12 protein-coding genes are annotated in these 13,551 nt (G+C 58.7%); 6 read left to right on the top strand and 6 right to left on the bottom strand.

Annotation, left to right across the window (positions count from 1 at the left end):
• Window positions 1-189: 189 nt before the first annotated feature.
• The 6 genes from JMF94_RS12325 (at window position 190) to JMF94_RS12300 (ending at window position 7,271) form a co-directional block, all read left to right on the top strand.
• Complete coding sequence (locus JMF94_RS12325; protein ID WP_240825534.1) at window positions 190-1,506, top strand: glycosyltransferase; 1,317 nt, start codon at window positions 190-192, stop codon at window positions 1,504-1,506.
• A complete protein-coding gene (locus JMF94_RS12320; protein ID WP_240825425.1) occupies window positions 1,503-2,522 on the top strand; it encodes a glycosyl transferase family 1 in 1,020 nt (339 codons plus the stop codon). The genes JMF94_RS12325 and JMF94_RS12320 overlap by 4 nt, the downstream gene beginning before the upstream one ends.
• A gap of 117 nt (window positions 2,523-2,639) precedes the next feature.
• Complete coding sequence (locus JMF94_RS12315) at window positions 2,640-3,998, top strand: glycosyltransferase family 4 protein (protein ID WP_240825423.1); 1,359 nt, start codon at window positions 2,640-2,642, stop codon at window positions 3,996-3,998.
• Complete coding sequence (gene asnB, locus JMF94_RS12310) at window positions 3,986-5,902, top strand: asparagine synthase (glutamine-hydrolyzing) (protein ID WP_240825420.1); 1,917 nt, start codon at window positions 3,986-3,988, stop codon at window positions 5,900-5,902. The genes JMF94_RS12315 and asnB overlap by 13 nt, the downstream gene beginning before the upstream one ends.
• 91 nt (window positions 5,903-5,993) lie before the next feature.
• Entirely contained in the window at window positions 5,994-6,854 is an 861-nt protein-coding gene (locus tag JMF94_RS12305; RefSeq protein ID WP_240825418.1) for a zinc metalloprotease HtpX, read from the top strand.
• A gap of 21 nt (window positions 6,855-6,875) precedes the next feature.
• Entirely contained in the window at window positions 6,876-7,271 is a 396-nt protein-coding gene (locus JMF94_RS12300) for a DVU_2496 family lipoprotein (RefSeq protein WP_240825416.1), read from the top strand.
• Window positions 7,272-7,351: 80 nt separating this feature from the next.
• Here JMF94_RS12300 and JMF94_RS12295 read toward each other — a convergent pair whose 3' ends face one another.
• The 6 genes from JMF94_RS12295 to JMF94_RS12270 all read right to left on the bottom strand — a co-directional run bounded on the left by JMF94_RS12295 (window position 7,352) and on the right by JMF94_RS12270 (window position 13,537).
• Window positions 7,352-8,215, bottom strand: coding sequence for a class I SAM-dependent methyltransferase (locus JMF94_RS12295; protein ID WP_240825413.1), 864 nt, complete (start codon window positions 8,213-8,215; stop codon window positions 7,352-7,354).
• A 264-nt stretch (window positions 8,216-8,479) separates the two neighbouring features.
• Complete coding sequence (argJ, locus tag JMF94_RS12290) at window positions 8,480-9,667, bottom strand: bifunctional glutamate N-acetyltransferase/amino-acid acetyltransferase ArgJ (RefSeq protein ID WP_240825412.1); 1,188 nt, start codon at window positions 9,665-9,667, stop codon at window positions 8,480-8,482.
• Window positions 9,668-9,889: 222 nt separating this feature from the next.
• Window positions 9,890-11,968, bottom strand: a complete 2,079-nt coding sequence (gene fusA / locus JMF94_RS12285; RefSeq protein ID WP_240825411.1) for an elongation factor G — start codon at window positions 11,966-11,968, stop codon at window positions 9,890-9,892.
• Between the two features lie 102 nt (window positions 11,969-12,070).
• Window positions 12,071-12,541: a 30S ribosomal protein S7 gene (gene rpsG / locus JMF94_RS12280; protein WP_192112713.1), complete on the bottom strand. Its 471-nt coding sequence runs from the start codon at window positions 12,539-12,541 to the stop codon at window positions 12,071-12,073.
• Window positions 12,542-12,651: 110 nt separating this feature from the next.
• Window positions 12,652-13,023 carry a 30S ribosomal protein S12 gene (rpsL, locus tag JMF94_RS12275; protein ID WP_008683436.1) on the bottom strand — a complete coding sequence of 124 codons (372 nt, stop codon included), beginning with the start codon at window positions 13,021-13,023 and terminating at the stop codon, window positions 12,652-12,654.
• A gap of 184 nt (window positions 13,024-13,207) precedes the next feature.
• The gene (locus JMF94_RS12270) at window positions 13,208-13,537 is read right to left on the bottom strand and encodes an SMR family transporter (RefSeq protein WP_240825410.1); all 330 of its coding nucleotides are present in this window, start codon (window positions 13,535-13,537) and stop codon (window positions 13,208-13,210) included.
• Between the last annotated feature and the right edge of the window lie 14 nt (window positions 13,538-13,551).

The following is a 13,551-nucleotide window of genomic DNA, read 5'->3' as shown; positions in this document are numbered from 1 at the left end:
CTCAAGCGGGCGTTACATCGCCCGCTTGAGGGTCGCAACTGTGCGACTCTGCGGCATGTTCGCATTTTCGGGCAGATGGAACTTCCGTCTGCCGTGCCGGGCCAAGTGGCCCGGCTCTTGTTTGCAGCGGAGAAAACCATGACGCATATTGACGGCGCAAAAGCAGAGAAAAGCGCATCACAACCGAAAATGGACGCCTTGCCGGTTGTTGCCTATGTTCTGCTTTGGTTTCCCCTCTCCTCCGAAACGTTCATCTTTCGCGAGGTTGTGCAGCTTATGGCGCGGGGATTGCCTGTGCGCGCCTATACCATGTATGGGAAAAGCCTGAGCGGCTGTAGCGAAGAAATGCGCAAGTTTACCGGGCCTGTGGAACGCATGGGCGTTGGCGGCACAGTGCGCATTCTCCGGGCTTTCATGCGTGCCCTTTCACGCAATCCGCTCAAGGTCTGGAACCTCATGCGCAAGGGATTTTTCCACCGAATGCGCAACATGGAATCCCTGGGTGAAAACCTGTGGTGCTTCATGGCGGGCTTTTTGCTCGCCGAATTGTGCGTGAGGGATGGCGTCAAGCTTATTCACGCCCCGTGGGCCAACGGCCCGGCAACGGCATCATGGGTGGCTTCGCGTCTTACAGGTATTCCCTTTGCTTTTACGGGACGCGCTGGCGACATCTACCCGGAAGACGGCCTGCTGCGGGAAAAATCCGCAGATGCGCTCTTCATCCGCACCAACAATCACGCCAATGTGAGCTGGCTGCGCAACTTCTGCCCTGTTGGGCAGGAGCATAAAGTACACGCCATTTACAACAGCCTTACATTTACCCCCAAGGGGCAGTGTGCAGTCAGCATGCGCCCTCCTTACCGTTTGCTGGCGGTGGGGCGCTTTGCGCGCACCAAGGGTTTCCCCGACCTGCTCTCGGCCATGGCGCGCCTGCAAAGAGAAAACGTACCTGTGACCCTTACCCTCGTGGGCAACGGCCGCTGGCGGCTCAAGCTTATGGGTATGCGTGACCGACTGGGCCTTAAAAATATCGTGCACATGCCCGGCTTTATCCCGCATGATCAGATCTGCGGCTACATGCTCGACCACGACATGCTCATCATGCCGAGTGTTGTCCATTTCAACGGCGACCGCGACGGTATCCCCAACGTGATCATGGAAGCTCTCTCGCACCGCATGCCTGTCATTGCCACAGACGTGTGCGGCATCTCCGAAGTGATAATCAACGGAGAAACCGGCCTGCTTACCCCGCAGCGCAACCCGCGCGCTCTTGCCGACGCCGTACGGCATATGGTTGAAGACCGGGAACACGCAAGCCGCATGGCCGAGGCAGGCCGCGCCCGCGTTGAAGAAATGTTTGACCGGGAAAACAACATCACGGCTCTGTTGCGCCTTTATGTGGATGAAAGCCGTCGTTACTGGAGCCATTCCGGTGGACAGACCCGAAGCATTGCAGAGGACGACATCCCCGCCGCCATGAAAGCCGGAGCGGCAGGTCACGCATGAGCGTCAAACAGCCGCTCTATCTGGCCGTCAGTCTGGACGTTGAAGAAGAAGGCCTCTTTGGCGGACGCTACGCCCGCCGTGGCTTTTCCACGCGCAACACCGCCAGCCTGAGAGCCTTGACCCCTTTCTGCACCATGGGCGTGCGCCCCACGCTCTTCTGCGCTCACAGCGTATTGGCTGATAAAACATCCCACGAGACCCTGGCATGGCTGCGAGACGAACACCATGCTGAAATTGGCGTGCACCTGCACCACTGGAACACGCCGCCTCTGGCGCTGGACGGGTCGGAGCAAACCCTGTCCGACATGACCGACAGCGTGCCCGCTGCAGCACTGTCCAACGATCTGTTCGCCGCCAAACTCGCGGCCCTTATGGAGGCTGGCCGTGCAGTGCAGAGCGCGCCGCTCACTTCCTTTCGCATGGGCAGATGGGATCTGCACCGCCAGCACTGGCATCTTCTGGCCGCCGCAGGTATTCTTTGCGATGCCTCAGTGCGCCCCCTGCACTGCGCCCCCACGCCTATGCAGGGCCCCGACCATTTTGACGCGCCAGGCACTCCATACTGGGTTTCGGTTGGAGAGGACAATATTTTTGAAGTTCCCCTCACAGTGACCCCCCTCATTCCGCAGCTTCCGGCCTTGTTGCGCAGCGTGTCCGGCCCGGCTGGCAAAAAAATACGCGCCAGCCTGAAAAGCTGGGGAGCACTGGCTCTGCTGCCTGTTTACCATCCTCTGTGGGCCATGTGTGCCATTACAAAAGTCTTTACGGCCCGTGGCGGACGGGTGCTTTCCCTGACCTGGCATTCATCAGAAATGATGCCCGGCGGCACGCCTCACCTGCCTGACGCCACAGCAGTGGCGCGCTTCACACGCAAAGTTGCCGACTGGCTCAACTGGCTGCACAGTCATTACAGTGTGCGGTGCGTGACCATGGACGAACTGCGCTGCGAGCTTGGGCCAACCGCCCCCACGTTGTTGGGCAAGGGCGACTGGACCGGGGAATCTACAAGTCCATAGTACAGCTTTCCAGAAAAAATTTACTAGCAAACCTTGATGATATATATACAAAGAGGCGGCGATAGCCTTAATACCCAGCAACCCGCTGAGAAAAGCCCGCCGCATTTGGAGACAGCCATGACGGAAACCAGCACCAAGGCCTCCCCCCCCGTATTCGAGACGGGCCTGCCGCACGTGGCCTATGTTCTGCTGTGGTATCCGCTGTTTACACAGCCCTTTATCTTCAGGGAAGTAGAAGGCCTCAAAAGGCTGCTTCCGCTTTCCGTATACAGCCTGTACGGCCCCAACCTGCGCCACTGTTCCAATGAGATGCGAGCCGTGGCCGGAGAGACGCACACTTATGGCATGCGCGCTCTAGGGCGTGTGCTGGGGGAATGCTTCCGGCAAATTGCGCTGCACCCGTTACGCTCGGGACGCCTCTTTCGCAGGGCCATATTCCGCCGCTGGCGCAGCTGGGAAACCTTGGGGGAAAACCTTTGGGCATTTTGCGCTGGCATGTACCTGGGCCGTCTGTTCAGCGAGGCTGGCATAGACATGATCTACGCTCCATGGCCACGCGGCACGGCCACAGCGGCCTGGGTTGCCTCGCAGATCGCCGGGTTGCCCTTTGCCACAGCCGCGCGCGGCGATAATCTGGAGCCAGCCGACTCTGACCTCGGCGACAAGCTGACCGCAGCTTTTTTTGTCCGTGCCAACAACGAGGCGGACAAAACACGTATCGAGGTTTTTGCCAAGGGGCAGGCCAAGGGCAAAGTGGAGTTGATCTACAACAGCCTTACCTTGCCGCCATTGCCAAAAACTGAAGCAACCACAAGCGTTGCCGCACCCAAGGCACAGGAACATGCCCAGGCACAACAGCCCATGGAGCGCCCTGTGCGCCTTCTGGCTCTGGGGCGGTTTGACGTTACCAAGGGTTTTGACGTGCTGATCAAGGCCTGCGCTATCCTGCGCGACAGAGGGGTGGATTTCAGGCTTACCCTCGCAGGCGGAGGCGGCGCGGTTATGGGTCTAGGGCGTATGGAAGCAGAAATACTGCGCCTGCGCGAGGAGCTGCGGCTTGAAGACCGCGTACTGCTGCCCGGCATTATTTCGCACAACGAACTGCCGCACATTCTGGCCGAGCACGACATTTTTGCAGCGCCCTGCGTAGTGCACGAATCTGGCCGCCGCGATGGTATTCCAAACACGGTTATTGAAGCCTTGGCCTACGGCCTGCCGGTGGTGAGCACCACGGTCAACGCCTTGCCTGAAGTGGTGATCAACGGCAAAACCGGCCTTGCCGTGCCGCCCAATGATCCCGTGGCTCTGGCCGATGCCCTGCAACGCCTTGCCGATGATGACGCCCTGGCTCAGGAGCTGGCGCGCAATGGCAAGCAGCTTGCGGCGGATATGTTTGACCCGACCCGCAACAATCGGCGTCTGGCAGACATTTTCATCAAACATTACACCCTCTGGAAGCAAAAATGTGCGGTATAGCGGGCATTTGCCAAGTTGACGCCTCGCCTCTCACTCCCGAAGCCGGGCAGTGGGTCAAGGCCATGACCGATCGCATGTCCCATCGCGGCCCCGATGGTGAAGGCCAGTGGAGCAGCGGCCCGGTATGCCTTGGGCACAGGCGGCTCTCCATCATCGACCTTTCCGGCGGCGGCCAGCCCATGCATAGCGCAGATGGTCAGATGACCGTCACCTTCAACGGTGAAATATACAACTATGCCGAGCTCAAGGCGCAGCTGATCGCCCTTGGCGGACAATTTCAGACAAGTTCCGACACGGAAGTCATTCTCGAAGGCTACCGCATATGGGGGCCGGACTGCCTGGCCCGCTTTGACGGCATGTTTGCCTTTGCCCTGTGGGACAACCAGCAGCGCCGCCTGTTCTGCGCCCGCGACCGCTTTGGCAAAAAACCATTTTTCTACACCGTGCAGCACGGCAGGCTGTATTTTGCCTCTGAACTGACCGGGATTGAGCAGTTGCGCCATCTGAGCCTGACCATGAACCCGCAGGCCGTTATGCGCTATCTTGCCTACGAGTACGTGCCCACGCCACACAGCGTCTACACGGAGGTGCAGAGCCTGCCGCCTTCGCACATGTTGCTGCTGCAGGACGGTAATCTGAGCATTTCCCGCTACTGGGATATGCCCACGCCCGATGAGTCCGACAAGCGCAGCGACAATGAGCTTTGCGAAGAACTGCGCTTTCTGCTCTCACGGGCGGTGCGCCGCCGCATGGTCAGTGATGTGCCGCTGGGCGTGTTTCTTTCCGGCGGTATTGATTCCTCCATTGTAGCCGGGCTCATGGCCCGCCAGTCTTCCACGGCCATCAAGACATTTTCCATCGGCTTCAGCGAGGCCAGCTATGATGAGTCGCGCTATGCCCGCATCGTGGCCAAGGCCTTTGCCACTGACCACCATGAACGCGTGCTTTCCGCCGAGGAATGCGCGGATACCCTGCCCGGCATCATCAGCCGCATGGACGTACCCATGGCGGATGCATCCGTGGCCCCCACATGGCTGCTTTCCGGCGTCACGCGCGAAAAGGTCACCGTGGCCCTTGGCGGAGATGGCGCTGACGAACTTTGGGCAGGTTATGAGCATTACATCGGCTTCAAGGTTGCCCAGTGGTACAATGCAGCTCCCTCCGCGCTGCGCAAGGGCATCATAGAACCGCTCGCGCAACTGCTCCCTTCCTCTGCGGGGTACATCAACCCCCGCCTGGCCGTTGCCACATTCCTGCGGGCGGCGCATGCCCCGGCATGGCAGCGGGTGCAGACCATGCTCACGGCCTTTACGCCCGACATGCAGGAATCCATTCTGGATGCCGCTTTCAAGGCCCAACAGCCCGGCTTTCTGGCTCCCGAAGTTCTCTTTGCCCCCACGCGCGAGCACTATGACCACTGGCAGCCGCAAAACACCGCCACGCCGCTTGCCCGCGCTTTCCACGTGTATGCCCGCCAGTTCATGCTTGATGATATTCTGGTCAAGGTTGACCGCTGCTCCATGCTGCACAGCCTGGAGGTTCGCGCGCCGTTCCTTGACAAGGACGCGGCGGAGTTTGCAGCGCGCCTGCCTGTGAGCAGAAAACTGCACGGCTTCAAGCGCAAATGGCTGCTCAAAAAGGCTTTTGCCGAACTGCTGCCAGATGAAATCCTGTACCGCAACAAACGCGGTTTTCAGATTCCTGTGGCGCAATGGCTGCGGGGCCGCATGCGACCCCTCATGGAAGACCTGCTGAGCGAATCCACCCTGAAGGCGCAGGGCATATTCAACTATCAGTCGGTCCGCGCCCTCATGGACGAGCATATCTCTGGCAGGGCCGATCTGCGCAAGCCACTGTGGACCCTGCTGGTGTTCCAGCTGTGGTGGAGGGCTCGCCATCCCTGAGTCAGCCCTGCTTGCCACCATCAACAGAGTGCTTATAATGAAAGAAGCATGCGGAAAACCCGCTGCTTAAATCTGCTTGAGAGGAAAATGCATGACCAGCCAGATCAAGACTGTTCTTCTGCTTGCCCTGCTTTCCGCCATTATAATCTTGCTTGGCGGCCTGATGGGCGGGCGTACAGGCGTTATTTTTGCCTTTGGCCTAGCCTTGCTCATGAACGTGGGCAGTTACTGGTATTCTGACAAAATAGTGCTCTCCATGTACCGCGCGCGCGAGCTTGCGCCGGAAGAAGCCCCTTACCTGCACAAAATCGTGGACGAGCTTTCCCACAATGCGGGCATTCCCAAGCCGCGCATCTGCGTGGTGCCTGAAGAAGCTCCCAATGCTTTTGCCACGGGCCGCAACCCGGAGAATGCCGTTGTTGCCGTCACGGACGGCATCATGCGCCTGCTCTCGCCCGAAGAACTGCGCGGTGTGCTGGCGCACGAAATCGGGCACATTGTCAACCGCGACATTCTTATTCAGACCATTGCGGGCGTTATGGGTTCCGCCATTGTGACCCTTGCCAATATCTTTCAGTTTACGGCCATATTTGGCGGCAACCGGGACGAAGAAGGCGGCGGAACCAACCCCATTGCCGCCATTGCTCTGGCCCTGTTGGCGCCCATGGCTGCCGGGCTTATCCAGATGGCGATTTCACGCTCGCGCGAGTATCTGGCGGACGACACGGGCGCCGCGCTTTGCGGTCAGCCCCTGGCCCTTGCCGGTGCGCTGAACAAACTGGGCATGGCCAGCGGCCAGATCCCCATGCAGGAAGGCAACCCCAGCACGGAACAGATGTTCATTGTGACCCCCATGTACGCTCATGGCGGCATGGCAAGCCTCTTCAGCACCCATCCGCCCCTGGAAGAACGCATTCGCCGTCTGCGCGAAATGGCAGCTTCCGGGCGCTGAAAACCACAGCCCACGAGGTAGATGATGCACGCACGCCTTGTTTGCGCCGCCCTGCTGAGCCTTGCGCTGATAGCCTGTAACAAGACCCAGCCAACGCAGGACGCTACGCCCCTTCCTCCGGTCGAACCCTGCCCCTTTGTATACATCTACGCCCCTGGCAACTACATTGTAGATATTGCCAGCGGGTCACAGGTGATTCTTGACCCTGGCGTGCAGGAGTTCGACCTGTTCTGTTCGCCGGGCGAAGCACGGGCGGCTGTGAATGAAGCCGTGCGGCTCGGCGTCCTGACCGAGGGCGACTGGCGCATCTACCGCCTTGAAGGCTCCATGGAAGAGATTGGTCAGAGGCAGCGCAACAACCAGCATACCCTCACCCGCATGACCCAGATTGTGGACTGGGTTGCTGAAGGTTTCTAACTGCCGCATATGAATGAAATGCAAAAGCTCCGGACATGGAAAATGCCCGGAGCTTTTTTGCCTGCGCTGACAATATGGACTCAGTCTTTACGAAATACCATGGTCATCATATTGCCCCAGAATGGTGGCGAGGGCTCTTGTGGTTGCTGCCCCCTGTTTATGGCCTCCACAGCCCTGCTGACGGCCTGAATGTCGCAAGCGGGGTTTGCATATGGGGTTTCCTCATAAAAGAACGTCTGCCCCACTGTGCTGCACCCCAGCGCCGCGAACTCGCCTGCCAGCGACTGCGGCGTATAGCCCACGCAATCACATGGGGTCAAACTGAAGCGGAATCTGTTGCGGTACACCTGATGGCAAAATGCTTCCATGTTGGGTTGAGCGGTCACGTACACGTGGCCGCCAGATGCCAGCAGGGATGCCGCCTTGCTGAAAAAACTGCGCGGCGCATGCACATACTGCAATACGCCGCGAAAAATAATCAGGTCGAAACCGGGGGCTATGTCCAGATCCGGAAAATATCCCTCCTGAACAGGATACCGCTGCGCGGCCTTTAAAGCGGCTTCATGCCCAAATTCCACGCCGCTGCACTCGTGCCCGGCAGCCGCGAACCAGTCCAGAAACAGGCCATCTGCACAGCCCACATCTAGCACTTTGGCCCCTGGTTTCAGAAACTGCGCGATATACGCATAGTCCACTGCGTACATGCGCTGCCGCATGGCGCACTCCTCCTGCACTGCACTGTGTTCACGGTTTTGATAGTCCTGCCAGTAGGCCGACAAGCCCTCGGGGTTAAGGCGATGGTCGCAATAGTACCCGCCGCACGCGCACTTTTGCGCCATCACTCCCCCGCCAACCTCATAGACAGCCTGTCTCTGTCTGCTGCCACAGACAGGACAGGCGTCAACATTTTCCAGATAGCGCCGTTCAAAAAACTCTTCTTCCATAATTCCCTCCGCATAAACACTAAAACTCCTCTGCCATACCTGTCCAGCATGTCTGCATGAACTGGAGGCAGAAATTATAGTGTGCAGAAAGATCCTATCTGCATGCGCATGGAGGAAGTAATCGCATGGACATATTCTTACATGCCAGGCAAGTATCTGTGAAAAATGCAGGACGATACAGCAAAAGCCCCGCAACGCACAGGCAAAACCTGAAGCGTCGCGGGGCTTGATATGGTCAATGACAGTGAACAGTGAAGGGAAGCCCTAGGAACGGTAGTCAGAGTTCAGAGTCACATATTCATGACCAAGGTCGGAAGCCTGGAAATTGTAGAACCCTGAACCGCCGCCCAGATCGATCTCCACCTGCACGTCTTTGGCCTTGAGCAGTTCGGCCAGAGCGTCTTCCTTGTCTTCATTTACAGGGCAGCCCAGACGGAAGCGCTCAATGCCGCACAGTTTCATGCTCACCTTGGCGGGATCAAACGTTGCGCCGCTGTAGCCAACAGCCGTCACGATACGGCCCCAGTTGGCATCGCCGCCGTATATGGCTGTTTTCACGAGCTGCGAATGCCCCACGCTGCGCGCCACGGTGCGGGCATCGTCATCATTGGCGGCACCCGTCACGGTGATGTGGATAACCTTGCTGGCTCCTTCACCATCCATAACCAGCATATGCGACACCGTGCCCAGAATGTCGGTAAGCGCTTCTTCCAGCAGTGTCAGGTCAGCCGCACTTTCAGCGGCAACGCCAGACGCGCCGTTGGCAAGGCCCAGAATGGTGTCGTTGGTGGAGGTGTCGCCGTCAACGCTCACCCGGTTGAAGGTCTTTTCCACGGCACGGCCAAACATGGCCTGCCAGGGATCGCGCGCCACCTTGGCGTCTGTGAGTGCCACGCAGAGCATGGTTGCCATATTGGGGCAGATCATTCCCGCGCCCTTGGCCATCACGGTAAGGCGCACAGTGCCGCCTGCAAGCGTAACCTCGCGCATGGAAAATTTGGGAAAGGCATCCGTGGTCATGAAGGCACGTGTAAAGCCCTCCGCATCGCGGGTGCCGATATTCCTGGCCAGTTTGGGCACAGCCTCAAGCCACAGATCCATCTTGAGATGCGCGCCCACAACGCCAGTGGAAAGGGGCAAAATTTCATCGGCCTCAAGACCGGTAAGGCCAGCCACCATGGCCTGCGTGGCGCGGCAGTTGGCAAGGCCTTCGTCGCCGGTGCAGGCGTTGGCCTGACCGGAATTTGCCAGAACAGCACGCGCCGTGCCCCGGCTTGCCAGTATCTCCTGACACACCAGCACAGGAGCGGCCTTGAACAGATTCTGGGTGAACATGCCCGCCAGCACGGCGGTTTTGTCTGAAACAATAATGCCAAGGTCGTCCCGGCCAGCCTTTTTGAAATTGGCAGCCGCAGCCCCAGCCCTGAAACCCTTTGGCAGATCGTCCTGCATCACCTACTCCATCATATCGTTGACTGTGCCATGATGCCCCAGCAGAGTGCGAAGCCTCACGCAATATAGCAAATCCAAGTTTCCGTTACAGCAGAATGCCCTTTTCTGGCCCTGCCAACAACAGCAAATTTTAGTGCCCGCCACAAGCAAGGCGGGGGAGAAAGCACACCGCTTCCTCCCCCGCCGTATAAAGCCTTGAGCGGCTAGGCCGCCAGGCTCAGATTATGTGCGGCTCTTCTGGATTTCTTCGGCAATGGCCTGGGGCACGCGTTCGTAGTGATCGAACTGCATGGTGAAGGTGGCGCGGCCCTGAGTGCGCGAACGCAGGTCAGTGGCATAGCCGAACATGGCGGAAAGAGGCACCTGAGCGCGCACGCTCTGCGCGCCGCCAGCGCGGGCTTCCATGCTCTGCACGCGGCCACGGCGGCCATTGAGGTCGCCCATGACGTCGCCGAGGTATTCTTCAGGCGTCACCACTTCCACGTCCATGATGGGTTCGAGCAGCACAGGGGTAGCCTTGCGCATGCCGTCCTTGATGGCCATGGAGCCAGCCACGTAGAAGGCCTGTTCCGAGGAGTCGACTTCGTGGTACGAACCGAACACCAGGGTAACCTTCACGTCCACCACGGGGAAGCCAGCGAGCACGCCGGACTTCAGGGCATCATTGATACCCTTGTCCACAGCGGGGATGTATTCCTTGGGAATAACACCGCCGGTGATGGCGTTGACGAACTGGTAACCGTTGCCGGGGTTGGGCTCAACGTCAATGACAACGTGACCGTACTGACCGCGACCACCAGACTGCTTGGCGTACTTGAGGTCCGACTTGGCAGGCTTGGAGATGGTTTCACGGTAGGCAACCTGGGGCTTGCCGACGTTGGCGTTCACGCCGAATTCGCGGGTGAGGCGGTCAACGATGATTTCCAGATGCAGTTCGCCCATACCGGCGATCAGGGTCTGGTTGGTTTCGTCGTCGCCCTTCACGCGGAACGAGGGGTCTTCCTTGGCCAGCTTGTTCAGAGCGGCGGAAAGAGCGTCGCGGTCGGCCTTGGTCTTGGGCTCGATGGCAACTTCGATAACCGGATCAGGAATATTCAGCGATTCCAGAATGACTTCGCGCTTTTCATCGCACAGGGTGTCGCCGGTGGAGGCGTTTTTCAGACCCACCAGAGCCACGATGTCGCCAGCGCCAGCCCATTTCACGTCTTCACGCTTGTTGGCGTGCATCTTCAGGATGCGGCCAATGCGTTCGCGCTTCCCGGTGTTGGCGTTGTACACGGTCATGCCGGATTCAAGGAAACCGGAGTAAATACGGAAGAAGGACAAGTGCCCGATGAAGGGGTCGGAGAAAAGCTTGAACACCAGGCCAGCAAGGGGTTCCTTGTCGTCGCAATGGCATTCCACAATTTCTTCGGGCTTGCCGGCAATGTGGCCGGGCATGGGCGGGATGTCCACCGGAGAAGGCAGGTAGTCCACCACGGCGTCCAGCAGGGGCTGCACACCCATGTTGCGGAAGGCGGAGCCCAGCAGCACCGGCACGATGTTGCGGGCAATGGTGGCCTTGCGGATGCAGGTGATGATTTCTTCTTCGGTAAGGGTCTCGCCGCCGAGGTACTTTTCGAGCAGGGCTTCGTCTTCTTCGGCCACCGCTTCCAGCATCTCGTGATGCTTTTCTTCGTAAAGATCCTTCATGTCGGCAGGCACGTCTTCAACGCTGAATTCCGCGCCCTTGGAGCTCTTGTCAAAACGGATGGCATGCCCGCGCACCAGATCCACCACGCCTTCAAACTTGTCTTCGCTGCCGATGGGCAACTGCAGCGGCACGGCCTTGGCGCCAAGACGGTCGTGAATCATGTCCACGCAGCGGAAGAAGTTGGCGCCGATACGGTCCATCTTGTTCACAAAGCAGATGCGGGGAACATTGTAGCGGTCAGCCTGACGCCACACGGTTTCAGACTGGGGTTCCACGCCGGCAACGGCGTCGAACACGCACACGGCACCATCGAGCACGCGCAGCGAACGTTCCACTTCAATGGTGAAGTCAACGTGGCCGGGGGTGTCGATGATGTTAACGCGGCAGTCTTTCCAGAAGCAGGTGGTGGCGGCAGAAGTAATGGTGATGCCGCGTTCCTGTTCCTGCTCCATCCAGTCCATGGTGGAGGCGCCGTCGTGCGTTTCGCCGATCTTGTGGTTAACGCCGGTGTAGAAAAGAATGCGTTCGGTGGTGGTAGTCTTGCCTGCGTCAATATGGGCCATAATGCCGATATTGCGCTGTTTGTTTACAGCAACGGTGCGGGACACGGTGTTTCCTCCATACTGCGGATGCGGTGTGGTGCAAAGCCGACGCCGCTTCCTTGCGGACGCGGCGTCGGGCTGAATTCAGATAAAAAACGGAAGGCCCTCTTACCAGCGGTAGTGAGCGAAAGCCTTGTTCGCGTCGGCCATGCGGTGCGTGTCTTCACGCTTTTTCACCGCGCCGCCGCGACCGTTGAAAGCATCCAGCAGTTCGGCGGAAAGTTTGGCAGTCATGCCTTTTTCACCGCGCGAACGGGCATAGTTGATAAGCCAGCGGATCGACAGGGAAACCTGACGTTCCGGGCGCACTTCCATGGGCACCTGGTAGGTGGCGCCGCCGACGCGGCGGGCCTTGACTTCCATGTGGGGCTTCACGTTGTCCAGGGCCTTTTCAAAGGCGCGCATGGGTTCTTCGCCCGTCTTTTCAGCCAGGGTCTCAAGGGAGCTGTAGAAAATCTTTTCGGCTGCACCCTTCTTGCCGTCGAACATAAGCCTGTTCACAAACTTGGTGACAAGGCGGCTGGAGTACAACGGATCGGGCAGCACTTCCCTCTTGGGGATAGGACCTTTACGGGGCATGGGGTTTCTCCTTCATGCTTGTTTTGCGGCGGCACCAAACCCCGCGGCGACCGGCGCTCCCCAAGGGAAGCAGCCAGGCGGGCCGCATGGCACGCGCCGAAAGAATAAAACTACTTGGGACGCTTGGCGCCGTACTTGGAACGGCTCTTGCGACGATCGGCCACGCCGGACGTATCAAGGGTACCGCGCACGATGTGGTAACGGACACCGGGCAAGTCTTTTACACGACCGCCGCGGATGATGACCACGGAGTGTTCCTGAAGGTTGTGGCCTTCGCCGGGGATGTAGGCCGTAACTTCAATGCCGTTGGTCAGGCGCACACGGGCGACCTTACGCAGAGCCGAGTTAGGCTTTTTCGGGGTGGTGGTGTAAACGCGGGTGCAAACGCCACGGCGCTGCGGGCAAGCCTGCAGGGCGGGGGTCTTCTTGCGCTTCACCACGGCCTTCCGCTCGATGCGGATAAGCTGGTTAATCGTGGGCATTATTTCCCTCCATATGGGATATTGCGCTCAAAAATGAGCTTTTTGAACGACAGGACATAGCGTTTCCGCCGAAGCCTGTCAATAGGCTGTCCTCGGCGGGAACGCGCACAAAAAATTTATTTTTATACCAGAGCCTGTCAAAAAAACAAGCTGTTAGCGCACTGACGATCAACGCAACTTCATTTTAATGGGGCATGGAGCCTGAAAAAAAATGTATAACAAGTACGCCAAGCACTATCAGCGCGAGGCCGAGGCAGGCGGCAAGATCAAGCTTTTGTCCAAAAACCAGCAGCCCCAGAAGCGAAACCAGCACAATGCCAATGCCGCTCCAGATGCCGTATGATATGCCCATGGGCACCACATTGAGCACCTTGGAAAGCAGGTAGAATGAAATGCCATAGCCGAGCAGCGAAGCAAGGGTGGGCAAAAGGCGGCTCATGCCCTCTGAATGCTTGAGGCAGGCCGTGGCCCCCACCTCGACCAGAATGGCCGCTCCAAGCTGAACATATGCCATTGCGGCAGGAGTCA

It is taken from the genome of Desulfovibrio sp. UIB00 (genome assembly GCF_022508225.1).
In the GTDB taxonomy this organism is placed as follows: Bacteria; Desulfobacterota; Desulfovibrionia; order Desulfovibrionales; family Desulfovibrionaceae; genus Desulfovibrio.
Note: the sequence above shows the minus strand (reverse complement) of the source record. Positions and strands in the feature narration are given on the sequence as shown.

Excerpts from the sequence above, each read along its gene's own strand:
- JMF94_RS12300 (WP_240825416.1), top strand. The coding sequence starts at position 6,876 with ATGATGCACGCACGCCTTGTTTGCGCCGCCCTGCTGAGCCTTGCGCTG.
- JMF94_RS12305 (WP_240825418.1), top strand. The coding sequence starts at position 5,994 with ATGACCAGCCAGATCAAGACTGTTCTTCTGCTTGCCCTGCTTTCCGCC.
- JMF94_RS12325 (WP_240825534.1), top strand. The coding sequence starts at position 190 with ATGGACGCCTTGCCGGTTGTTGCCTATGTTCTGCTTTGGTTTCCCCTC.
- argJ (WP_240825412.1), bottom strand. The coding sequence starts at position 9,667 with ATGCAGGACGATCTGCCAAAGGGTTTCAGGGCTGGGGCTGCGGCTGCC.
- rpsL (WP_008683436.1), bottom strand. The coding sequence starts at position 13,023 with ATGCCCACGATTAACCAGCTTATCCGCATCGAGCGGAAGGCCGTGGTG.
- JMF94_RS12315 (WP_240825423.1), top strand. The coding sequence starts at position 2,640 with ATGACGGAAACCAGCACCAAGGCCTCCCCCCCCGTATTCGAGACGGGC.
- JMF94_RS12320 (WP_240825425.1), top strand. The coding sequence starts at position 1,503 with ATGAGCGTCAAACAGCCGCTCTATCTGGCCGTCAGTCTGGACGTTGAA.
- asnB (WP_240825420.1), top strand. The coding sequence starts at position 3,986 with ATGTGCGGTATAGCGGGCATTTGCCAAGTTGACGCCTCGCCTCTCACT.
- rpsG (WP_192112713.1), bottom strand. The coding sequence starts at position 12,541 with ATGCCCCGTAAAGGTCCTATCCCCAAGAGGGAAGTGCTGCCCGATCCG.
- JMF94_RS12295 (WP_240825413.1), bottom strand. The coding sequence starts at position 8,215 with ATGGAAGAAGAGTTTTTTGAACGGCGCTATCTGGAAAATGTTGACGCC.
- JMF94_RS12270 (WP_240825410.1), bottom strand. The coding sequence starts at position 13,537 with ATGGCATATGTTCAGCTTGGAGCGGCCATTCTGGTCGAGGTGGGGGCC.